This window comes from Streptomyces huiliensis (assembly GCF_020037025.1).
GTDB classification, from domain to species: domain Bacteria; phylum Actinomycetota; class Actinomycetes; order Streptomycetales; family Streptomycetaceae; genus Streptomyces; species Streptomyces huiliensis.
Genome location: NZ_JAIQLH010000073.1, coordinates 15,869 through 37,378, shown reverse-complemented (window position 1 = coordinate 37,378; position 21,510 = coordinate 15,869). Strand labels below are relative to the sequence as shown.

Genomic DNA, 21,510 nt, shown 5'->3' with positions numbered 1-21,510 from the left:
TGTTTCCGGGGCCGGCCCCCGCATCCGTTCCAGGGTGCGGGGGCCGGCCTCTTTTTCCCGGCCTCGTTCCCTTGCCCGCCCCTTGCCTTGTTGTCCTCTTGTCGGACCGCTGCGTTATCGTCGTCCGAACGAACGTGCAAGAGGTCTCCAAAAAAGGTGGGGGATATGTCCAAGTCCACGATCCGTCGCGTCGGTATCTCGCTTTCCGCCGCGGCCATTCTCGTCGGCGCCGTCGCGTGTGACTCCGACGACAAGAAGGACGACAAGAGCTCCTCGCAGAGCCAGTCGAAGAGCGACGGCCGGAGCCCCGTGCAGGCCCTTCAGGCGGCGTTCAAGAAGACCAGCGCGGCGAAGTCGGCCAAGGTCCACATGACCATGGAAATGCCGGCCGGATCGACGCCGGGCGCGCCTTCCGGGCCGATGGTGATGGACGGCGTCCAGGGCTGGAACCCCACCGTCGTGGACATGACGGTCAGCGGCGCGGCCCTGGCCGGCAAGGACGGCCCCGGTGCCACCCGCATGCTCATGGTCGACAACGTGATGTACATGCAGATGCCGGCCAAGGCCATGGAATCCGCGCCCGCCGAAATGCGCGGCAAGAAGTGGATGAAGATCGACATTGCCGCGGCCGCCAAGGAGTCCGGCAACCCCGCCCTGCAGAAGCAGATGACGGGGAACATGAACGACATGAACCAGGACCCGGCCAAGCAGATGGCCGTCCTGCTCGACTCGCCCAACCTCAAGCACCTCGGCGCGGAGAAGGTCGACGGCGTCGACGCCCAGCACTACAAGGGCACGCTGACCGTCGACGAGCTGATGAAGGGCAACCAGTCCACCAAGCTCATGGACCCCAAGGACCGCGAGCAGATGCTGGAGAGCGTCAAGAAGGCCGGCATCAAGAACTACGACATGGAGTTCTGGCTCAACAACGAGGACCTGCCGGTCAAGATGGTCATGGGCATGGACAGCGCGCAGGGAAAGATCAAGATGACCGGGACGTACAAGGACTACGGCGCCAAGGCCGACGTCCAGGCGCCGCCCGCCGGTGAGACCCTCGACCTCATGGAGATGATGAAGGGTCTGAAGGACGGTTCCGCCGCCGGTTCGGGCGCCGGTGCGTAATTCCGGGTGATTCTTCCCAGGGTCGATACGGCCCCCGTTCCCCGCCCGGGAACGGGGGCCGTAATCATGTGTCGCCTTTGGGCTACCGGAGGGTATTGTCACAGCAGTTCGCAAAGTTTTGCGAAAGAAAACGCCATGCCCACTGGGGAAAAAGATCATGAAGAACATGCACCGGAAGGCCGCCGGAGCCCTGCTCGCCGGCGCCCTGCTGTGCGGTACGGCCGCCTGCTCCTCGGATTCCTCGGACGCTGACAAGAAGGACAGCTCCAAGGCGGCCGGAAAGTCCGCGCAGAAGCCGGTGGACGCCTCCTTCGCGGCGGCCGTGGAACGGGCCTCGAAGAAGAACGAGACGATCACGTCGCTGCGGTACGTCATGAGCGGCGACATGCCCGAGAACGGGCACGTCGAGGCCAAGGCCGCGATGAGCACGAAGCCCCTGGCCATGCAGATGAACATGAAGGCGAAGGGCACGACCCCGGACGAGGGCGGGGAAATGGAGATCCGCCTCGTCGACGGCGCTGTCTATCTCAGCGCCAAGGGGCAGAAGACGGGCGGTGGCAAGAGCTGGATCAAGATGCCCAACGTGGGGCATGGAAAGGCTCCCGGCGGGGCGGACAACCCCTTCAGCGTGAGTGGTCAGGCCGAGCAGAACCCCATGGAGGACTCCGCCTCCATGAACGCGGCGAAGGACCTGGAGAAGGTCGGCGACGAGACCGTCGACGGGGTGAAGACGACCCACTACAAGGGCACCGTCACCCTGGCCCAGATGCGTGAGGCCCTGGCCAAGGAGAAGGACCCGAAGACCAAGGAGCGCCGGGAGGCCAAGCTCAAGGGCTTCGAGAAGCTGGGCGTCGACAAGTTCGCGATGGACATGTGGATCGACGGGCAGGACCACACCAAGCAGTTCCGCATGCGGTCCGCCACCCAGAAGGGCCCGATGGACCTGACCATCAAGTTCCTCGACTACAACAAGCCGGTCGAGATCAAGGCGCCGCCGGCCGGTGAGGTCATGGACCCGATGGCGGAGGCCAAGAAGGACGGGGCCTGATCCCCCGGAGCCGGACCGCGGGCCGCCCGATGGCGCGATTTGCTTGACGGCGGCCCGGTCACGTACTCTCATGCAGAAGCCAAAGACCGCTGGTCGTTGCTGCGCCTCCATCCGGAGGTGTGGTGGCCGAAGGATCCGCTAGCTGCGGGCGACCTGCGCAGGTGACTGTGGTTGAACTCCCATGTGGACCCCGTGTTCATATGGTCGAGTCACGCCCCGAGCGCCCGCGCCGGGGCGTTTCGTTTTGCCCAGGTCCCTTCTCGCGTCTATGCGGTCCTATTCACCCGGAAGGAGGCCGAGGCTCATGGCGAGGCCCGACAAGTCCGCCGCGGTTGCCGAGCTGACGGACAAGTTCCGCAGCTCCAACGCCGCCGTGCTGACCGAGTACCGCGGTCTCACCGTGGCGCAGCTCAAGACGCTGCGTCGATCGCTCGGTGAGAACGCGCAGTACGCCGTGGTGAAGAACACGCTGACCAAGATCGCGGCTGGTGAGGCCGGGATCACGCTGGAGGACCAGCTCTTCGCTGGCCCGACGGCCGTCGCCTTCATCACCGGTGACCCGGTGGCGTCGGCGAAGGGTCTGCGTGACTTCGCCAAGGACAACCCGAATCTCATCATCAAGGGCGGTGTCCTTGACGGCAAGGCGCTGTCCGCCGATGAGATCAAGAAGCTTGCGGACCTCGAGTCCCGCGAGGTTCTGCTCAGCAAGCTGGCCGGTGCCATGAAGGGCAAGCAGTCGCAGGCTGCCTCGCTCTTCCAGGCGCTGCCGACGAAGCTCGTCCGCACCGCGGACGCGCTGCGCGCCAAGCTCGCCGAGCAGGGCGGTGCCGAGTAATTCGGCTCGCGCATTGACCGGTGCCACCCGGCACCGGTCGCAGCGGGCCGTACGCCCGCCGACATGTACATCCCGGCACCTGCCGATTTAGTGGAAGGACCGCCATCATGGCGAAGCTGTCCCAGGACGAGCTGCTCGCGCAGTTCGAGGAGATGACCCTCATCGAGCTCGCCGGCTTCGTTGCCGCGTTCGAGGAGAAGTTCGACGTCACCGCCGCCGCCGCCGCGCCGGTCATGGTCGCCGGTGCCGCTGGTGGCGCCGCCGCCGAGGCCGTCGAGGAGAAGGACGAGTTCGACGTCATCCTCACCGCCGCCGGTGACAAGAAGATCCAGGTCATCAAGGTCGTCCGTGAGCTGACCTCGCTCGGCCTGAAGGAGGCCAAGGACCTCGTCGACGGCACCCCGAAGCCCGTCCTCGAGAAGGTCGCCAAGGACGCCGCGGAGAAGGCCGCCGAGGCCCTCAAGGGCGCCGGCGCCTCCGTCGAGGTCAAGTGACCTCACGGGGTCTCCTGACCCCGCTCTGACGTACGTCTGACGTACCTCTCGACGCCAAGGGCGATCACCCATGCGGGTGGTCGCCCTTCGGCGTACCCGGGACGGCTGCGACAGCGCGTCCCGGAGGCGAGTATGGTGATCTTTGTTGCCCCGCAGCAGTGGCCCGGGTCGCCCCGCGGCAGTGGTCCGGCCGTCGCTGTTCAGGGCCGTTCGGGAGCCGGAGGGCCTTGACGAACGGGACGCCGCGCGCAATTCTCGGGACGCGGCGACTTTCCGGGCTCCACCGGTCCGGCGCCGGCTGGGGGCCGGTTCGGACCGAAGTTCCATTCGAGGCGTCGTCCGAGGCATGGAACGCCGGCGGAGAGGGAAGTATCGTCCTGCGCTTCCGGGCGCGGCCGGCGGGCGTAGCCCCCGGTTCACCGGGCGCGTCGGGCAGGCTCTGGCAGGCGAGGACAACAGGATCCCGGAGGGAGAGATTGGTATCGCACCGGTCTCGGGACATCCGCTCTGGACATCAGTGGGCCAAGTGGCTACACTGACCCTTTGCGCTGCCTGTTAGCTGCTCCCTGCCCGTCACCAGGGGCATGCCCACTGCCGAGCATCCTCGATAGAAGCCCTCTGACCTGGGATTCTCTGTCGAAGCACGGGGTGGGACCGGTACGCGCGTAGTGAGTCCGAGCCCTCGGAAGGACCCCCTCTTGGCCGCCTCGCGCAACGCCTCGACCGCCAATACGAACAACGGCGCCAGCACTGCCCCGCTGCGCATCTCATTTGCGAAGATCAAGGAGCCTCTCGAGGTTCCGAACCTCCTTGCGCTGCAGACCGAGAGCTTCGACTGGCTGCTCGGCAACGCCGCCTGGAAGGCTCGCGTCGAGGCTGCGCTGGAGTCTGGTCAGGACGTCCCCACCAAGTCCGGTCTGGAGGAGATCTTCGAGGAGATCTCCCCGATCGAGGACTTCTCCGGGTCGATGTCGCTGACGTTCCGTGACCACCGTTTCGAGCCTCCGAAGAACTCGATCGACGAGTGCAAGGAGCGCGACTTCACGTACGCGGCCCCGCTCTTCGTCACCGCCGAGTTCACCAACAACGAGACCGGTGAGATCAAGTCCCAGACGGTCTTCATGGGCGACTTCCCGCTCATGACGCCCAAGGGCACCTTCTGCATCAACGGCACCGAGCGTGTCGTCGTCTCGCAGCTGGTCCGTTCCCCCGGTGTCTACTTCGACTCCTCCATCGACAAGACGTCCGACAAGGACATCTTCACCGCCAAGATCATCCCGTCCCGGGGTGCCTGGCTGGAGATGGAGGTCGACAAGCGCGACATGGTCGGTGTCCGCATCGACCGCAAGCGCAAGCAGTCCGTCACCGTGCTGCTCAAGGCTCTCGGCTGGACGACCGAGCAGATCCTCGAGGAGTTCGGCGAGTACGAGTCCATGCGCGCCACCCTGGAGAAGGACCACACCCAGGGCCAGGACGACGCGCTGCTCGACATCTACCGCAAGCTGCGTCCGGGCGAGCCGCCCACGCGTGAGGCCGCGCAGACGCTGCTCGAGAACCTCTACTTCAACCCGAAGCGCTACGACCTCGCGAAGGTCGGCCGCTACAAGGTCAACAAGAAGCTGGGCGCCGACGCCCCGCTCGACGCCGGTGTGCTCACCGTCGACGACGTCATCGCGACGATCAAGTACCTGGTGAAGCTGCACGCCGGCGAGCAGGAGACGCTCGGCGAGAACGGCACCTCGATCGTCGTCGAGACCGACGACATCGACCACTTCGGCAACCGTCGTCTGCGCAACGTCGGCGAGCTCATCCAGAACCAGGTCCGTACCGGCCTGGCTCGTATGGAGCGCGTCGTCCGCGAGCGGATGACCACCCAGGACGTCGAGGCGATCACGCCGCAGACCCTGATCAACATCCGGCCGGTCGTCGCCTCCATCAAGGAGTTCTTCGGCACCAGCCAGCTGTCCCAGTTCATGGACCAGACCAACCCGCTGTCGGGTCTGACCCACAAGCGCCGTCTGTCGGCGCTGGGTCCGGGCGGTCTCTCCCGTGAGCGGGCCGGCTTCGAGGTCCGAGACGTCCACCCGTCGCACTACGGCCGCATGTGCCCGATCGAGACGCCCGAAGGCCCGAACATCGGTCTGATCGGCTCGCTCGCGTCCTACGGCCGCGTCAACGCGTTCGGTTTCGTCGAGACCCCGTACCGCAAGGTCGTCAACGGTGTCGTCACCGACGAGGTCGACTACCTGACGGCCGACGAGGAAGACCGCTTCGTGATCGCCCAGGCGAACGCGCCCCTCACCGAGGACATGCGCTACGCCGAGGCCCGCGTGCTGGTCCGCCGCCGTGGCGGCGAGATCGACTACATCGCCGGTGACGACGTCGACTACATGGACGTCTCCCCGCGCCAGATGGTGTCGGTCGCCACCGCGATGATCCCGTTCCTCGAGCACGACGACGCCAACCGCGCGCTCATGGGATCGAACATGATGCGCCAGGCCGTTCCGCTGATCAAGGCGGAGTCCCCGCTGGTCGGCACCGGCATGGAGTACCGCTGCGCGGTCGACGCCGGTGACGTCATCAAGGCCGAGAAGGACGGTGTGGTCCAGGAGATCTCCGCGGACTACGTCACGGTCGCCAACGACGACGGCACGTACAACACGTACCGGGTCGCCAAGTTCTCCCGCTCGAACCAGGGCACGTCCTTCAACCAGAAGGTCGTTGTCGACGAGGGCGCCCGCGTCGTCGCCGGCCAGGTGCTCGCCGACGGCCCGTCCACCGAGAACGGTGAGATGGCGCTCGGCAAGAACCTGCTCGTGGCGTTCATGCCGTGGGAGGGTCACAACTACGAGGACGCGATCATCCTGTCGCAGCGCCTCGTGCAGGACGACGTCCTCTCCTCGATCCACATCGAGGAGCACGAGGTCGACGCCCGTGACACCAAGCTCGGCCCGGAGGAGATCACCCGGGACATCCCGAACGTCTCCGAGGAGGTCCTCTCCGACCTCGACGAGCGCGGCATCATCCGGATCGGCGCCGAGGTCATCGGCGGCGACATCCTCGTCGGCAAGGTCACGCCCAAGGGTGAGACCGAGCTGACTCCCGAGGAGCGCCTGCTCCGCGCGATCTTCGGTGAGAAGGCGCGCGAGGTCCGTGACACCTCGCTGAAGGTCCCGCACGGCGAGATCGGCAAGGTCATCGGCGTCCGCGTCTTCGACCGCGAGGAGGGCGACGAGCTTCCTCCGGGCGTGAACCAGCTGGTCCGCGTCTACGTCGCCCAGAAGCGCAAGATCACCGACGGTGACAAGCTCGCCGGCCGTCACGGCAACAAGGGCGTCATCTCCAAGATCCTGCCGGTCGAGGACATGCCGTTCCTCGAGGACGGCACCCCGGTCGACATCATCCTCAACCCGCTGGGTGTCCCGTCCCGAATGAACCCGGGACAGGTCCTTGAAATCCACCTCGGCTGGCTCGCCAGCCAGGGCTGGAACGTCGAGGGCAGCGAGGAGTGGATGGAGCGCCTCAAGGCCATCGGCGCCGACGAGGTCGCCCCGGGTACCAACGTCGCGACCCCGGTCTTCGACGGTGCCCGCGAGGACGAGCTGGCCGGCCTGTTCGAGCACACCGTGCCCAACCGCGACGGCGAGCGCATGGTGCTCCCGTCCGGTAAGGCCCGGCTGTTCGACGGCCGCTCCGGCGAGCCGTTCCCGGACCCGATCTCGGTCGGGTACATGTACATCCTCAAGCTCCACCACCTGGTCGACGACAAGCTGCACGCCCGTTCGACCGGTCCGTACTCCATGATCACCCAGCAGCCGCTGGGTGGTAAGGCTCAGTTCGGTGGCCAGCGCTTCGGTGAGATGGAGGTGTGGGCGCTGGAGGCATACGGCGCCGCGTACGCCCTCCAGGAGCTGCTGACCATCAAGTCCGACGACGTCACCGGCCGAGTGAAGGTCTACGAGGCGATCGTCAAGGGCGAGAACATCCCCGAGCCCGGCATCCCCGAGTCCTTCAAGGTGCTCATCAAGGAGATGCAGTCCCTCTGCCTCAACGTGGAGGTGCTGTCCTCGGACGGTATGTCCATCGAGATGCGGGACACCGACGAGGACGTCTTCCGCGCGGCGGAGGAGCTCGGTATCGACCTGTCCCGGCGCGAGCCGAGCAGCGTCGAAGAGGTCTGACGGGTCTGACCGGGGGATCCACACGGATCCCCCGGTCGTCCCCGGACCCCCAGACCACTGATGTAGAGCCCACACCTCGCTAGCGCGAGAGGGCACGAACCCTGAAAGAGGGATTGACGACAAAGTGCTCGACGTCAACTTCTTCGACGAGCTGCGGATCGGCCTGGCGACCGCGGACGACATCCGAACCTGGTCCCACGGCGAGGTCAAGAAGCCGGAGACCATCAACTACCGCACCCTGAAGCCGGAAAAGGACGGGCTCTTCTGCGAGAAGATCTTCGGCCCCACCCGGGACTGGGAGTGCTACTGCGGCAAGTACAAGCGTGTCCGCTTCAAGGGCATCATCTGTGAGCGCTGTGGCGTCGAGGTCACTCGTGCCAAGGTGCGCCGTGAGCGGATGGGCCACATCGAGCTCGCCGCCCCCGTCACCCACATCTGGTACTTCAAGGGCGTGCCGTCGCGGCTGGGCTACCTGCTCGACCTCGCCCCGAAGGACCTCGAGAAGGTCATCTACTTCGCCGCCTACATGATCACGTGGGTGGACGAGGAGCGCCGGACGCGCGACCTGCCCTCGCTGGAGGCCCACGTCTCCGTCGAGCGCCAGCAGATCGAGCAGCGCCGCGACGCCGACCTGGAGGCCCGCGCCAAGAAGCTCGAGTCCGACCTGGCCGAGCTCGAGGCCGAGGGTGCCAAGGCCGACGTGCGCCGCAAGGTGCGCGAGGGTGCCGAGCGTGAGATGAAGCAGCTGCGCGACCGCGCGCAGCGCGAGATCGACCGTCTCGACGAGGTCTGGAACCGCTTCAAGAACCTCAAGGTCCAGGACCTCGAGGGCGACGAGCTGCTCTACCGCGAGCTGCGCGACCGCTTCGGCACCTACTTCATGGGTGCGATGGGCGCCGCCGCGCTGCAGAAGCGCCTGGAGTCCTTCGACCTCGACGAGGAGGCCGAGCGCCTCCGCGAGATCATCCGTACCGGCAAGGGCCAGAAGAAGACCCGTGCGCTCAAGCGCCTCAAGGTCGTCTCCGCCTTCCTGCAGACCCGCAACAGCCCCAGCGGCATGGTGCTGGACTGCATCCCGGTGATCCCGCCGGACCTGCGTCCGATGGTGCAGCTGGACGGTGGCCGCTTCGCGACCTCCGACCTGAACGACCTGTACCGCCGCGTCATCAACCGCAACAACCGCCTCAAGCGACTCCTTGACCTCGGTGCCCCCGAGATCATCGTGAACAACGAGAAGCGCATGCTTCAGGAGGCCGTCGACGCGCTCTTCGACAACGGCCGTCGTGGTCGCCCGGTCACGGGCCCCGGCAACCGTCCGCTGAAGTCGCTGTCCGACATGCTCAAGGGCAAGCAGGGTCGCTTCCGTCAGAACCTGCTCGGCAAGCGAGTCGACTACTCGGCGCGTTCCGTCATCGTCGTCGGCCCGCAGCTGAAGCTGCACCAGTGTGGTCTGCCCAAGGCCATGGCGCTGGAGCTCTTCAAGCCGTTCGTGATGAAGCGCCTGGTCGACCTGAACCACGCGCAGAACATCAAGAGCGCGAAGCGCATGGTCGAGCGCGGCCGCACGGTCGTGTACGACGTCCTCGAAGAGGTCATCGCGGAGCACCCGGTTCTGCTGAACCGTGCGCCCACCCTGCACCGCCTCGGCATCCAGGCCTTCGAGCCGCAGCTGGTCGAGGGCAAGGCCATCCAGATCCACCCGCTCGTCTGCACCGCGTTCAACGCGGACTTCGACGGTGACCAGATGGCCGTCCACCTGCCGCTCTCCGCGGAGGCGCAGGCCGAGGCCCGCATCCTGATGCTGTCCTCGAACAACATCCTCAAGCCGGCCGACGGCCGTCCGGTCACCATGCCGACGCAGGACATGGTGCTCGGTCTGTTCTTCCTCACCACCGACGAGGAGGAGCGCAAGGTCATCGGCGAGGGCCGGTCCTTCGCGTCCGTCGCCGAGGCGATCATGGCGTTCGACGCCCGGGAGCTCTCGCTCCAGGCGAAGGTCGACATCCGCTTCCCGATCGGCACCGTCCCGCCGCGTGGCTGGACCCCGCCGGTGGCGGAGGAGGGCGAGCCGGAGTGGCAGCAGGGGGACTCGTTCCGTCTGCGCACCACCCTGGGCCGCGCGCTCTTCAACGAGCTGCTGCCCGAGGACTACCCGTTCGTCGACTACTCGGTGGGCAAGAAGCAGCTCTCCGAGATCGTCAACGACCTGGCCGAGCGCTACCCCAAGGTCATCGTGGCGGCGACGCTCGACAACCTGAAGGCGGCCGGCTTCCACTGGGCGACCCGTTCCGGCGTCACCGTGGCCATCTCCGACGTCGTCGTGCCTGAGGCGAAGAAGGAGATCGTCGCGGGCTACGAGGCCCAGGACGAGAAGGTCCAGAAGCAGTACGAGCGCGGTCTGATCACCAAGGACGAGCGCACGCAGGAGCTCATCGCGATCTGGACCAAGGCGACCAACGAGGTCGCCGAGGCGATGAACGCGAACTTCCCCAAGACGAACCCCATCTTCATGATGGTTGACTCGGGTGCCCGAGGAAACATGATGCAGATGCGGCAGATCGCCGGTATGCGTGGTCTGGTGTCGAACGCGAAGAACGAGACCATCCCGCGTCCGATTAAGGCCTCGTTCCGCGAGGGTCTGTCCGTGCTGGAGTACTTCATCTCCACCCACGGTGCCCGTAAGGGTCTCGCGGACACCGCCCTCCGTACCGCCGACTCGGGTTACCTGACCCGTCGTCTCGTGGACGTCTCGCAGGACGTGATCATCCGCGAGGAGGACTGTGGCACCGACCGCGGCCTCAAGCTGACGATCGCCTCCAAGGACGCCAACGGCGTGCTGCGCAAGGCGGACGACGTCGAGACCTCGGTGTACGCCCGCATGCTGGCCGAGGACGTCGTCATCGACGGCAAGGTCATCGCGCCGGCCAATGTCGACCTCGGCGACGTGCTCATCGACCAGCTCGTCGCCCACGGCGTCGAGACGGTCAAGACCCGCTCGGTCCTCACCTGTGAGTCCGCGGTCGGCACCTGTGCCTACTGCTACGGCCGCTCGCTGGCGACCGGCAAGCTGGTGGACATCGGCGAGGCGGCGGGCATCATCGCCGCCCAGTCGATCGGTGAGCCCGGTACCCAGCTGACGATGCGTACCTTCCACACCGGTGGTGTGGCCGGTGACGACATCACCCAGGGTCTGCCCCGTGTCGTCGAGCTCTTCGAGGCCCGTACCCCGAAGGGTGTCGCCCCGATCTCCGAGGCCGCCGGCCGCGTGCGGATCGAGGAGACCGAGAAGACCAAGAAGATCGTCGTCACCCCGGACGACGGCAGCGACGAGACGGCGTACCCGATCTCGAAGCGTGCCCGTCTGCTGGTGGGCGAGGGCGACCACGTCGAGGTGGGCCAGAAGCTCACTGTGGGTGCCACCAACCCGCACGACGTGCTCCGGATCCTCGGTCAGCGCGCGGTCCAGGTCCACCTGGTCGGCGAAGTCCAGAAGGTCTACAACTCGCAGGGCGTGTCGATCCACGACAAGCACATCGAGATCATCATCCGGCAGATGCTGCGCCGCGTGACGATCATCGAGTCCGGCGACGCGGAGCTGCTGCCGGGCGAGCTCGTGGAGCGCTCGCGCTTCGAGGCCGAGAACCGTCGTGTGGTCCAGGAAGGCGGCCACCCGGCCTCCGGCCGTCCGCAGCTGATGGGTATCACCAAGGCCTCGCTGGCCACGGAGTCCTGGCTGTCGGCCGCCTCCTTCCAGGAGACGACCCGAGTGCTGACGGACGCGGCGATCAACGCCAAGTCCGACTCGCTCATCGGCCTCAAGGAGAACGTGATCATCGGTAAGCTCATCCCGGCCGGTACGGGTCTGTCCCGTTACCGGAACATCCGGGTCGAGCCGACCGAGGAGGCGAAGGCCGCCATGTACTCGGCCGTCGGGTACGACGACATCGACTACTCGCCCTTCGGGACGGGGTCGGGTCAGGCGGTTCCGCTGGAGGACTACGACTACGGGCCGTACAACCAGTAGGTCGTTTGCGGTTCGCGGTTTGGCGAGGCGGTCACCCCGGTGTCGGGGTGGCCGCCTCGCGGCGTTTGGGGTGCCCCGGTCCCTCCCCCAGAGGGGGCACCCCCACTTCGCCATTTCCTGGGGCTGCGCCCCAGAGCCCGCTTGTCGCGGCTTCGCCGCTCGTCCTCAATCGCCGGACGGGCTGGATAGTGCGCCCCCGGGCGCGCACTTCAGCCCGTCCGGCGATTGAGGACAACCGCGCGGAGCGCGGTTTCGGGGGGCCGGGGGCTTGCCCCCGGGAATCGGCGAAGGGGTGGGACCGGGGCACCCTCACCGCGCCAGCACCTCCACCACCGCTACCGCTACGCCCGCGAGTGCGACCAGCACGGTCACACTCGCCAACGGCCACCGCCCGCGTTCCAACGCGTCAAGCCGCGCCTCGTGATCGGCGAGCAGCCGGTCCGTCTGGTCGTTGCGCTGGACGACGAGCGCGAGAGCCCCGTCGACGCGGGCGAAGCCGGCCTCCATCGTGCCGCGGAGGCGTTCGAGCTCCAGGGCGACGTCGGTGTGGGGGGTGGGCGGGTTCATGACGGGTCCCGGTCGTCCGTGCTGAGCCAGCGGGGGAGGAGGGCCTGGACGGCGGGCAGGGCCATGACGCGGGCGAGGCCGCCGGCCACGGCGAGCGCGCCGGCGACCCAGGGGAGGGTGGAGGGGACCCCGGAGGCGTCGACGATCGCGGGGAGGGCGACGGCGAAGGCCACGGTGGTCTGGAGGACGGTACGCAGGGTGCGCTTCGTGGAGTCGGTCATACGCGCGGCACCTTCAGCGCGTCCCAGCTCGCCCGCCCCGGCCAGCCGTCCGCGTCGTCGCCGGAGTAGCCGAGCTTGCGCTGCCAGCGGGCGTACGAGCGCCGGTCGGCCTCCGACCAGCGCGGGCCGGGGCCTTCCGCGTAGGCCGAGCAGCCCTCGTCGACGAGGCGGCGGCCCATGGCGGTGACGAGGGGGGAGTTCGGGCCGTTGTGGAAGAAGTCCGCGCCGGGGAACGGCTCGTAGGCCGGCGGCTGCTTGTCGGCGGGGGGAGGAGGCGTCGTGCCGTCCCCCGCCGCCCACGCCCGCATCGCGTCCCGCGACGCGAACCGGGCCACGTTCGTGTCCACCGGGTCGTCGGTGAACTGGTGGATCAGCCAGTCCGCCCGTATACCGGGGGAGCCGGCGCCGGTGCCGTACGCGGCGATCCACAGCCCGTCCCCGGCGTACCCGCTGGTGTCGCGGTTCAGCCAGAAGTCCCGGTTGCAGTAGAGGATCACGCGGTGGCCGGGGCGCAGCGCCTTCACCTTGCGGAGGAACGCGTCCTTCTCGGCGCAGGTCGCGACGCCGCCGTCCGTCGTCTCCCAGTCGACGGCGAGGATGTCGCCCTCGACGGAGTCGCAGCGCTCGACGAAGTACGCGGCCTGCTCGTCCAGGTTGCCCGGGCGGAGGAAGTGGTAGAAGCCGACGACGAGCCCGGCGCGGCGGGCTCGGGCGGCCTGCTCGCACATGCGCGGGTTGACGTAGGAGCGGCCCTCGGTCGCCTTGATCAGGACGAAGTCGAGGCCGGAGGTGGAGTAGGCGGACGGCTGGTAGGCCGAGATGTCGATGCCCTTGATGCTGCTCATGGGGTTGCCTTTCAGGAGGAGCGCGGGACCTTGAGGGCGTCCCAGGACGTCGTGCCGGGCCAGCCGTCGGCGTCGGCCCCGGTGAAGCCGAGCTTGCGCTGCCAGCGGCGGTACGACTCGCGGTCGGCGTCGGTCCAGCGGGGGCCGGGGCCCTCGGCGTAGGCCGAGCAGCCTTCCTCGACGAGACGGCGGCCCATGGCGGTGACGAGGGGCGAGTCCGTGCCGGCGCGGAAGAAGTCCTGGCCGGGGAAGGGGGCGGTGGGAGCGGTCACGCGGGCCGCGGCGGCGAGCCGTCGCGCGATGCGGGCGCGGAGGGCGTCCATGGTGAAGCCGAGCGGGTCGATCTTCTGGTTCGTCCACTCCTTGTGGCCGATGACCGAGGCGGCGGTCCAGCCGTGCGCCCGGCAGATCGCGGCCGCGGCCCGCTCGATGGCGTCCAGCTGGGCGGCCGGCCAGGGGTCCCGGCCGTCGCCCTCGTTGACGCACTCGAAGCCGTAGAAGCGGGCGTTGCCGTCGGTGTCCATCGCCGTCGGGCGGGGCAGCGCGGTCTCGCCGACGACGGCGGTCAGCACGTCGCCGTCGCCGAGGCCGGCGTGGTTGGTGCGGCCGTTGCCGACGAGGTGGACGGTGCCCTCCTTGTCGATCACGCCGTGGCAGAGCGGGCCGGGCAACTCGTCGTAGCCGTCGTAGCAGAGGTCGACGGAGTCGCGGGTGCCGCTGGACGCGGTGTGGTGGATGACGATGCCGTTGACCGGGCCCCAGGCGCCTTTGTGGTCGCGGTTGTGGGTGCGCCAGTCGCCGACCTCGACGACGGTGACGCCCTCGGCGCGGAGGGCGGCGAGGAGGTGGTCTGCGGTGAGGGGGGTTGCCATGGGGTGGGGCTCCTTCAGGGGACGGCCGCGCCCCGCACCGCTGAGTGCGGTGCGGGGCGCGGCCGTTGGGAGGAAAGGCGGGTCAGGCGGGGACGGCGTAGGTGACGGTGAGGGTGACTTCGGCGGTCCAGTCGAAACCGATGAAATCGGGGTGCCAAAGATTGGGGACTTCGCACAGCCATCCGTTACCCGAGGCGGAGAGACCCGAAGTCATCGGGCTTTTCGGCTGGACCTTTCCGTCCGGGTTGGTGGCTCCCAGCTGGGCCCAGCCGCTGAGGATCAGCCCGCCCTCGGGAACGGCGACCTCGTACTTCCGCGGGCTGTCAACGTGAGTGAAGGTAAAGCTCCGTGTCACGGTCTCGATGGACTTGATGGCGCCGATGAATATGGAGCGAGTGGTCATGGGAAGTCCTGTCTTCTGGGAACCGGTTCACGCGACCGCGGCCCAGATGGCGTTGGCGTCGTCGATGACGGTGGACGGGTTGAACGACGTGGGCAGCGACGTCTGGCCCGTGACCGGCAGGCGAGCGTGGCGGACGAAGGCGCCGGGCATGCGGGCGCCGCTGGAGGGACGGTTGCCGTAGTTCGCCGCGACGGCGAAGCCAGGGCCGCTGTTCGCCTTGTCGGGCCCGTTCAGGACGAACGCCACCCAGTAGCAGCCGGGCGACGCGACATACGGCGCGGTCAACGGGAGCGGGACGGTGGTGCCTTCCATGACCCTCGGGAAGATGTCCTTCAGCGACGGGGTCACCGCCACCCGCTTGCCCGTCGCGTCGTACAGGCCCGCGTACGAGGCGGCGCCGAGCGTGTTGCCGGCGTAGCCGTGGATGTAGAACGCGATGTTGTTGATCTCCGTGGTGGCGCGGAGCACCAGGCCCATCAGGTAGACCTGGCCCGGCGGGCAGTACTGGGGTCCGGCCAGGTTCTTGTCGGCGGGGATCGTCGTCGACATCGACGCCGTCGCCGGGTCGAACGTCCACGCCTTGAAGCCGAGGTCCGTCGGCCCCCACGTGCCCGGCATGCCGAGGGCGTCGACGTAGCTCTTGCGGACCAGGTGGTCGGCGGAGGTCGGGTCGGCCTTCGCCGTGGGGACGTTGGTGAACGTCTTCGTGCCCGAGACCGTCTGGTCGCCGGTGAGGGCGACCACCGAGCCGGCCGGCGCCGCGCCCAGCACCGTCGCGTCCAGGGTGACGGCGCCCGTCCTGCCGTTCACCGACAGCACGGCGGTCGACTGCTGGACGTACCGCAGGTCGGCCGCCGCCTGGTCGAGGGCGCCGACGTCCGAGGCGACGAGGGAGACCTCGCCCTTCTTGTTGTTGACCGACGAGACGGGGGCGACGGCGCCCGGGGGCAGCTGGGCGGTGGGGACCTTGCCGGTGGCGTCGAGGGCGGCGACCCCGCCCGGCCGGCCGACCGTCGCGGCGGGCACGGCCTGGACGTCGGCGGCGCTCAGCGTGACGGCCGCGGCCCGCACGCCGTTGACGGACTGGACCACGCCCGGCGCGCCGGCCGGCCCTTCCGGGCCGGGGGCGCCGGCCGGGCCGGGCGGGCCCGGGACGGCGACGTAGTGCGGTGCCTCCGGGTCGACGGGCGCGAGGTCGGCGAGGTCCACCGTCTTCTGCGCGGCGGGGAGGACGATGTCGTAGGTGCGGTTGACCGGGATCCCGGCCAGCTGCTCGACGACGGTGTACGTCCACTTGGCCGGGTTCATGCCCGGGGTGTCGGTGGCCGGCAGGACGGCCTTGAGACGGCCGTCCGCGTCCAGGGGAGCGACGATCGGGCCGCCGAGGATGGTGTCGCTGCCGGTGTGGGTCAGCAGGGTCGGGGCCCGGAAGGTGACGGTGCCGCTCAGCGGCAGGCCGTCCGGGGTGAGGTAGCGGGCGGTGACGGTCACCGTGGGGATGCCGTTGGGCAACACGGGAGTGCCTCCTGAAGGGGTTAGGACTTGACGCCGTACAGGGCGCGGGGGGAGCAGCCGACCGTTGCGCCGGGCGTGGTGACGCGGGCCTGGACCTCGAAGGTGACGCGGGTGTCGAAGGGCAGCCCGATGGGCGCCGTGAACTCCAGCAGCCCCGTGCCGGCGGGGCCCACCGGGACGCCGTTCGCGAGCAGTTGGGCCTCGCCGCCCTCCGTGGTGAGGATCAGGCAGCGCAGGGCGGGGTGCTGGACGATGCCGGTGCTGCTGTGGAGCGTCGTCCACTCCGTCGAGGCGGTGGTCTCCCACCGCCCGGTGTTCACCGGCATCGGCAGCGGGTACGCGAGGTAGGGCCGGGCCAGGCCCTCGCCGGCGGTGTCGTCCGCGACGATGGCGTTGCTCCGGCCGTCGAAGATCTTCACCGACTGGCGCGGCTCGATGTCGGGCGCGTCGGTGCGCACCGCCATCGCCACCGAGCCGTCGTCGCGGCGGAGCATGAAGCCGCTCTGGCCGGTGCCGTCGGGCCGGTTGGGGAAGACCTCGGGGCTCTTGCCGATGTAGAGCAGTTCGGCGCCCTTCTCGCCCTCGCTGTCCCGGACCGCCAGCTGCCCGCCGTCGCTGATCACGACGTTGCCGCCCTTGACGCGATCCATGGCCGGGCGGGTGTTGGCGCTGCCCATGAGGGCGCGCACCTGGCGTTCCAGGGAACGGATGCGGTCGAGCAGGTCGAGGGGGATCGCTGCCACTTACATCGCCTCCAGGTAGAGCTTGGCCGTCTCGGCCTTGCCGCGGTCCGGGGGCGTCACCGTCAGCCCGACGACGCGGTACCGCTCGTCGGGCGTCTCCGCGTGCCAGCCGTCGCGGATGCGCAGCCGGACCGTGCCGCCGATGAGGGCGGGGGTGATCCGGCCGTCCAGCCGGAAGGTGGCCTCGGGGATGGCCTGCGGCTGCCGGGCGCGGCCGAGTTCGGCGACGGCCGCGCTGGTGAGCAGCTTCTTGTCGGAGACGCCGCTGTGGTCCGACGTGCCTTCGAGGCGCGGCCAGCCGGCGGCGAGCTCCTCGGCGACCTGGGGGTCGGACACCTCGGGGACGGAGTCCGACGCCTGGTCGCGGTTGGCGGACTCGCCGCGGGCCACCCAGACGTTGGCCTGGACGGTCGAGTCGACCGGCAGGCTGTAGGTGAGCAGTTGGCCGGGCCGGTCGAGGACGATGTCGGTGGCACCGGTGGTGATCTTCGGATGGCCGAGCTGGAGCTGTTTGACTCGTTTGCCGGTTTCCGGGTGCCGGTAGCACTGGATGCGCCACTCGAAGCCGTTCTCCAGCGCGGCCAGCCCGTCGATCAGTTCCCGGATGCGGGCCAGGTCGGTGTAGGCGTAGACGCGCTCGTCCAGTACCACCTCCGACGGTTCGTCCTCGAAGGTGATCCCGATGTCGCCGCCGGGCTGGGACTGGGCGTGCTGGATGAGCTCGCGGACGATGTGGAACTGGTCGCGCTTCCTGAACACGTAGCTGGAGGCCAGGATGCGGTGTTCGAAGTACGAGTCGAAGGTGCCCGCCTGGATCTGCACGCGGAGCCGGCCGCGCTCGTCCCCCTCCGCGGTGCACGTCCACAGAATGCCGCCCCACCAGATCTCGGAGCCGCGCTCCAGCCAGACCGCCGTACGGCCGGTCCGGAGCGCGGCGCGCGCCCGGCGGGCGAGGGCCTCGTCGGGCAGCGGGACGGTCGCGCGGAGCTGCCCCGACTTGCCGATGAAGTCGTCGAACTCGACGTCCGTGAGCGGCAGTGCGTCGATGACGCGGTCGGTCAGGAGGTCGCAGAAGAGGGCGCGGTAGGTGACGTCGGTGGTGGGCGGCGCGCTCGTCATGCGTCGACCTCGTAGGTGCCCCAGACCTCGTACCAGGAGCCGGGCTGCGGGGGAGTGGGGTGGGTGGCGTCCACCCAGTCGCTGGTGGCCTTGCCGTCCGGAGCGGGGCAGGTCCACCCGCGGGCCACACCCGTACCGGCGGGCAGTCCCCGGATCATCTCCTTGGGCGTGGTCTTGAAGATGTAGCAGCCGCCGAAGTAGTAGGCGCCGGGGCCCGAGCCGGTACGGGCGCGGAAGCTGCCGGGCATGGCGAGGGACGGGGGGAAGGGCAGCGTCAGGTACCAGTTGCTGTTCGCGGAGGTGAACTTGGACGTGGTGTCGATGGTGAGGGAGGCGTAGAACTGGACCTGCGGTCCGTCCTTGAGGTAGCGGCCGGTCAGCCGCCCGTTGCCGATGGAGGGCTGGTCACCGATCTCCGCACCCCACGTGGGCGCGTACGACTGCCAGGTCGGCCGCAGGTCCTGCCACTCCTTGCCGTTCCACCGCTGGAGGCCGGCGCCGTTGTCGCGGTACTGGCCGGGGTACGTGCCGTCGAACCCCGCGCCCCGGTCGGCGGGGATGATGCCGCCGGCCGCGACGGTCGCCTGCCGGCGGTCCCGCACCGCGCCGCCCCGCCAGTCGATGCCGCCGGTGCCGGCCGAGGCGCCGGCCTTCACGGTCACCTCGGCCAGGGGAAGCGAGGCCGGCGGGACCGGGGGAGCGACGGGCTTCGCCGCCGGAACGCCGGGCACGACCTCGATGAACGCGCCGGTCTTGCCGGAGGCGTCCTGCTGGTCGTCGTAGACCCGGACGACGACGAGGTCGACGCGCCGGTTGCCCGGGTCGCCGTCGCCGAAGGTGATGCTGGCCGACTCGGAGAGGTAGACCGGGTAGGCGCCCGCGGCGGCGGTGCCCTGGACGACGGCGCGGCCGGGGCTGACACGGGTGCTCATGCCGGCGCCGTCGGGGGAGACGGCGAGCCCGGTGATGATCTCGCGGCCGTCGGCCGAGCCGGGCAGCACACCGGGCCGGGAGGCCAGCGGGCCCGCCGGGACCATCGCGCCCAGCGGGGCGAGCCGGGTGTCGAGGCGGGACTGGCCGCCCTCGCCGTTGGTGGAGTTAAGCAGCCACGCGCTGCCGAGATTCATGAGGTTCTCCTGGGGTGGTGGTGGAAGAAGCGGGGGAGGCGCTGGTTCACCAGTGGGCGCCGCGCCAGGTGACGGTGGCCGTGGCGCCGGCGCCCGGCATGTCGGGGTCGGCCCGGAAGGCGAACGTCTGCTCACCGGGCGGCAGTTGGAACAGTTGCTCCGGGTCGGAGGACGGAGTGGCCGTGTGCACACGGGTCGAGCTGCCGTTCAGCAGGACCGTGCCCGCGAAGGTGTCGACCGTCAGGACGTCGGACGGCGCGAGGGTGATGTCGTACTCGAGCCGCAGTCCGTCGCTCAGCCGCGTCAGGGACGGCCGGCTCACCTGCCCGCGGAACTCGATGACCGGGCTGGTCGGCGCGTCGCCCTCGTTGACCAGGGTCAGCAGCCCGGTGGCGCCGGGCTTGCCCCAGCCGAGCGGCCAGGTGAGGCCCTGGCCGGTGGTCCGGCTGCCGTCCCGTCCCCAGGACAGGCCGCCGTCGGGGGTGGGGAGGCCGGTGACGGCGGTCCGCTCGTCGACGGAGTACCGGCGCGGGTCGGCACAGATCCACTGCACGGTCGCCTTGGCGGCGCCGCGGGTGACGTACATCCGGTCGTGCGGGACGACGCGCTGGGCCACCCGGGCCCGGCAGGCCAGTGTCTCGCCGTGGAGACGTACGGCCAGCCACTGCTCGCCGTAGTGCACGCCGGTCGCGGCGTTGAACGCCCGGGTGACCGCCGCGGCCCGTTCGGTCTGCTCCGGGAGCAACCAGACGGGCGCGGTGACCGTACGGGCCTGGGCCCACTGGGTGCCGGGCCAGGCGCCGTGCTGGTCGGGGCGGAGGACGTCGCCGCTGTCGAGGCCGGGGAGGTCGGCCCAGCCGGTGAGTCCGGAGTCGGCGATCTGGTAGTCGGTTCCGGGGCCCATCAGCAGTCCGGCCCACTGGATCTGCCCGTCGCGGGTGATCAGTGAGCCGGGGGAGGGGTCGGTGGTGTCCGGGAATGCCGGTGTCGGTGGTGTGGTGAGTGTCGGGGGCATGGAGGTCGGCCTTCACCTTCCGGTACGTGGGTGGGGTCGGCTGGGGTCCGGTGCGTGGGTGGGGTGCCGGGTGCGCGGGGGCGGCTGCGGTTCGCGGGCGCGGGCGGTGCGCGGGCGCGGGTGGTGCGCGACGCGGTCGCGGGCGCGGGTACGTCGCGAGGGTTCTGCGGGCGTCACGCACGCGGGCGTCACACGGCTGCGGGCCGCGTCCGGGCCAGGAACAGCAGGTCCTCGGCGATGCCGTACGCGCTGCGGCCCGCGGGTTCGCGGTAGTCGCGCAGGTCCGGGCCGTCGGCGCGCCGGGTGGCGCCGGCGCGGGCCGCTTCCGCGGTCGCCGTCAGCAGCCGGTCGAGTTTCGAGAGCGGCAGGACGGCCTCCGCCTCCCCGGCCTCCGCGAGGAGGACGGGGACCCCGCCGCTGCGCGGGGCGACGACGCCGCCCTGGGCGAGCTGCGGGATGTGCGGCAGGTCGACGAACGGAATCTTGTTCAGCACGTCGATGATCATGTTGATGAAGCCGGTCAACGCGTTGATCGGCGCCGCAACCACGCCGGCGACGAGGTGGAAGCCCGCCCTGATCAGATCGGCGATGCCACCGAGGGTCGTCAGCAGGGCCTTGCCCAGGCTGCGGAACCCCCCGGAGAAGTCGCCCTTGAGGAACTTGCGGAACGGCTCGACGAACATCTTGAGCCCGGTCCAGATCTTCTGGACGGCGGTCAGGCAGTCGCGCACCGGAGGAACGATCGCCGCCGAGGCGGCCACGAACGCCCCTCCCACCTGGGAGAAGAGGTCCTCCATGATCCGCTGCCCGGTCTCCGACTCCAGGGCCAAGGTGATCATCTCGGTGGCGACCGGCAGGAGCAGGCCGGCCAGGAGCATCAAGGGGTTGCCCTTCATGACCAGGTTGACCGCCTGCATGATCTTGTCCAGGATCCCGATCGAGGTTCCCGCCGTGCCGATGACGCCGCCGGCCTTGCCCGCGAGGCCGCCGAAGCCGCCGAGGAGCCCGCCGAGGCCGCGGAGTTTCCCGGGCATCGGGGAGAGCTGACGGTTCATCCGACGGCGGGTGTCCCGCTGCCGGTCCAGGCTCTTGGCGGCGCCGGTCGCCTCCTTTCCGGCCTTCGCCAGGGCCGGGCCCGCGGCGGACGCGGCCGTCCCGAACTGCTTTGACGCCGTTCCGGTCCGGCTCATGGTGCCGGCCAGCCGGGTGAGGAACCGGGTGGCCGCCCGGACGCCGGTCAGACAGCCGCGGACCGCTCCGGTGAGCCGCTTGATGCCGGACGAGAAGGCGGCGAGGGGGCCCGCGGTCCCGGCGAGCGGGTTCCGGACGGGTCCGGGGCGTGCCGCCGGACCGGTGAGAGCTGCTGCTGCCGCCATGCG

At 69.4% G+C, this 21,510-nt stretch carries 17 protein-coding genes; 6 read left to right on the top strand and 11 right to left on the bottom strand.

Features of this window, described 5'->3' with window-relative positions; all coding sequences use genetic code 11:
• Nucleotides 1-165: 165 nt before the first annotated feature.
• The 6 genes from JNW98_RS15010 to JNW98_RS14985 all read left to right on the top strand — a co-directional run bounded on the left by JNW98_RS15010 (nt 166) and on the right by JNW98_RS14985 (nt 11,704).
• Entirely contained in the window at nt 166-1,122 is a 957-nt protein-coding gene (locus JNW98_RS15010; RefSeq protein WP_223768714.1) for an SCO4651 family lipoprotein, read from the top strand.
• 157 nt (nt 1,123-1,279) lie between these two features.
• Entirely contained in the window at nt 1,280-2,170 is an 891-nt protein-coding gene (locus JNW98_RS15005; RefSeq protein ID WP_223768713.1) for an SCO4651 family lipoprotein, read from the top strand.
• Nucleotides 2,171-2,474: 304 nt separating this feature from the next.
• A complete protein-coding gene (gene rplJ / locus JNW98_RS15000; RefSeq protein ID WP_223768712.1) occupies nt 2,475-3,005 on the top strand; it encodes a 50S ribosomal protein L10 in 531 nt (176 codons plus the stop codon).
• Nucleotides 3,006-3,112: 107 nt separating this feature from the next.
• Nucleotides 3,113-3,499, top strand: coding sequence for a 50S ribosomal protein L7/L12 (gene rplL, locus JNW98_RS14995; protein ID WP_223768711.1), 387 nt, complete (start codon nt 3,113-3,115; stop codon nt 3,497-3,499).
• 698 nt (nt 3,500-4,197) lie between these two features.
• Nucleotides 4,198-7,680, top strand: coding sequence for a DNA-directed RNA polymerase subunit beta (gene rpoB, locus JNW98_RS14990; protein WP_223768710.1), 3,483 nt, complete (start codon nt 4,198-4,200; stop codon nt 7,678-7,680).
• A gap of 124 nt (nt 7,681-7,804) precedes the next feature.
• A complete protein-coding gene (locus JNW98_RS14985; protein WP_223768709.1) occupies nt 7,805-11,704 on the top strand; it encodes a DNA-directed RNA polymerase subunit beta' in 3,900 nt (1,299 codons plus the stop codon).
• 309 nt (nt 11,705-12,013) lie between these two features.
• On the opposite strand, the gene JNW98_RS14980 is transcribed toward JNW98_RS14985, so the two are convergent.
• The 11 genes from JNW98_RS14980 to JNW98_RS14930 all read right to left on the bottom strand — a co-directional run bounded on the left by JNW98_RS14980 (nt 12,014) and on the right by JNW98_RS14930 (nt 21,507).
• On the bottom strand, nt 12,014-12,271 hold the full coding sequence (locus JNW98_RS14980) for a hypothetical protein (protein ID WP_223768708.1): 258 nt from the start codon (nt 12,269-12,271) through the stop codon (nt 12,014-12,016).
• Nucleotides 12,268-12,492: a hypothetical protein gene (locus JNW98_RS14975; protein WP_223768707.1), complete on the bottom strand. Its 225-nt coding sequence runs from the start codon at nt 12,490-12,492 to the stop codon at nt 12,268-12,270. Before JNW98_RS14975 ends, JNW98_RS14980 begins: the two co-directional genes overlap by 4 nt.
• The gene (locus JNW98_RS14970; RefSeq protein ID WP_223768706.1) at nt 12,489-13,337 is read right to left on the bottom strand and encodes a GH25 family lysozyme; all 849 of its coding nucleotides are present in this window, start codon (nt 13,335-13,337) and stop codon (nt 12,489-12,491) included. Before JNW98_RS14970 ends, JNW98_RS14975 begins: the two co-directional genes overlap by 4 nt.
• A gap of 11 nt (nt 13,338-13,348) precedes the next feature.
• The gene (locus JNW98_RS14965; RefSeq protein ID WP_223768705.1) at nt 13,349-14,209 is read right to left on the bottom strand and encodes a peptidoglycan-binding protein; all 861 of its coding nucleotides are present in this window, start codon (nt 14,207-14,209) and stop codon (nt 13,349-13,351) included.
• Between the two features lie 82 nt (nt 14,210-14,291).
• Entirely contained in the window at nt 14,292-14,612 is a 321-nt protein-coding gene (locus JNW98_RS14960) for a hypothetical protein (protein WP_223768704.1), read from the bottom strand.
• Between the two features lie 27 nt (nt 14,613-14,639).
• On the bottom strand, nt 14,640-16,127 hold the full coding sequence (locus tag JNW98_RS14955) for a phage tail protein (RefSeq protein ID WP_223768703.1): 1,488 nt from the start codon (nt 16,125-16,127) through the stop codon (nt 14,640-14,642).
• A gap of 20 nt (nt 16,128-16,147) precedes the next feature.
• Nucleotides 16,148-16,870, bottom strand: a complete 723-nt coding sequence (locus JNW98_RS14950; RefSeq protein WP_223768702.1) for a hypothetical protein — start codon at nt 16,868-16,870, stop codon at nt 16,148-16,150.
• On the bottom strand, nt 16,871-17,989 hold the full coding sequence (locus JNW98_RS14945) for a hypothetical protein (RefSeq protein ID WP_223768701.1): 1,119 nt from the start codon (nt 17,987-17,989) through the stop codon (nt 16,871-16,873).
• On the bottom strand, nt 17,986-19,116 hold the full coding sequence (locus JNW98_RS14940) for a hypothetical protein (protein WP_223768700.1): 1,131 nt from the start codon (nt 19,114-19,116) through the stop codon (nt 17,986-17,988). Before JNW98_RS14940 ends, JNW98_RS14945 begins: the two co-directional genes overlap by 4 nt.
• 46 nt (nt 19,117-19,162) lie before the next feature.
• Nucleotides 19,163-20,131, bottom strand: a complete 969-nt coding sequence (locus JNW98_RS14935) for a phage distal tail protein (protein ID WP_223768699.1) — start codon at nt 20,129-20,131, stop codon at nt 19,163-19,165.
• A 188-nt stretch (nt 20,132-20,319) separates the two neighbouring features.
• Complete coding sequence (locus JNW98_RS14930) at nt 20,320-21,507, bottom strand: hypothetical protein (protein ID WP_223768698.1); 1,188 nt, start codon at nt 21,505-21,507, stop codon at nt 20,320-20,322.
• Between the last annotated feature and the right edge of the window lie 3 nt (nt 21,508-21,510).

Excerpts from the sequence above, each read along its gene's own strand:
- JNW98_RS15010 (WP_223768714.1), top strand. The coding sequence starts at position 166 with ATGTCCAAGTCCACGATCCGTCGCGTCGGTATCTCGCTTTCCGCCGCG.
- JNW98_RS15005 (WP_223768713.1), top strand. The coding sequence starts at position 1,280 with ATGAAGAACATGCACCGGAAGGCCGCCGGAGCCCTGCTCGCCGGCGCC.
- rplJ (WP_223768712.1), top strand. The coding sequence starts at position 2,475 with ATGGCGAGGCCCGACAAGTCCGCCGCGGTTGCCGAGCTGACGGACAAG.
- rplL (WP_223768711.1), top strand. The coding sequence starts at position 3,113 with ATGGCGAAGCTGTCCCAGGACGAGCTGCTCGCGCAGTTCGAGGAGATG.
- JNW98_RS14980 (WP_223768708.1), bottom strand. The coding sequence starts at position 12,271 with ATGAACCCGCCCACCCCCCACACCGACGTCGCCCTGGAGCTCGAACGC.
- JNW98_RS14975 (WP_223768707.1), bottom strand. The coding sequence starts at position 12,492 with ATGACCGACTCCACGAAGCGCACCCTGCGTACCGTCCTCCAGACCACC.
- JNW98_RS14970 (WP_223768706.1), bottom strand. The coding sequence starts at position 13,337 with ATGAGCAGCATCAAGGGCATCGACATCTCGGCCTACCAGCCGTCCGCC.
- JNW98_RS14965 (WP_223768705.1), bottom strand. The coding sequence starts at position 14,209 with ATGGCAACCCCCCTCACCGCAGACCACCTCCTCGCCGCCCTCCGCGCC.
- JNW98_RS14960 (WP_223768704.1), bottom strand. The coding sequence starts at position 14,612 with ATGACCACTCGCTCCATATTCATCGGCGCCATCAAGTCCATCGAGACC.
- JNW98_RS14945 (WP_223768701.1), bottom strand. The coding sequence starts at position 17,989 with ATGACGAGCGCGCCGCCCACCACCGACGTCACCTACCGCGCCCTCTTC.
- JNW98_RS14940 (WP_223768700.1), bottom strand. The coding sequence starts at position 19,116 with ATGAATCTCGGCAGCGCGTGGCTGCTTAACTCCACCAACGGCGAGGGC.
- JNW98_RS14935 (WP_223768699.1), bottom strand. The coding sequence starts at position 20,131 with ATGCCCCCGACACTCACCACACCACCGACACCGGCATTCCCGGACACC.
- JNW98_RS14930 (WP_223768698.1), bottom strand. The coding sequence starts at position 21,507 with ATGGCGGCAGCAGCAGCTCTCACCGGTCCGGCGGCACGCCCCGGACCC.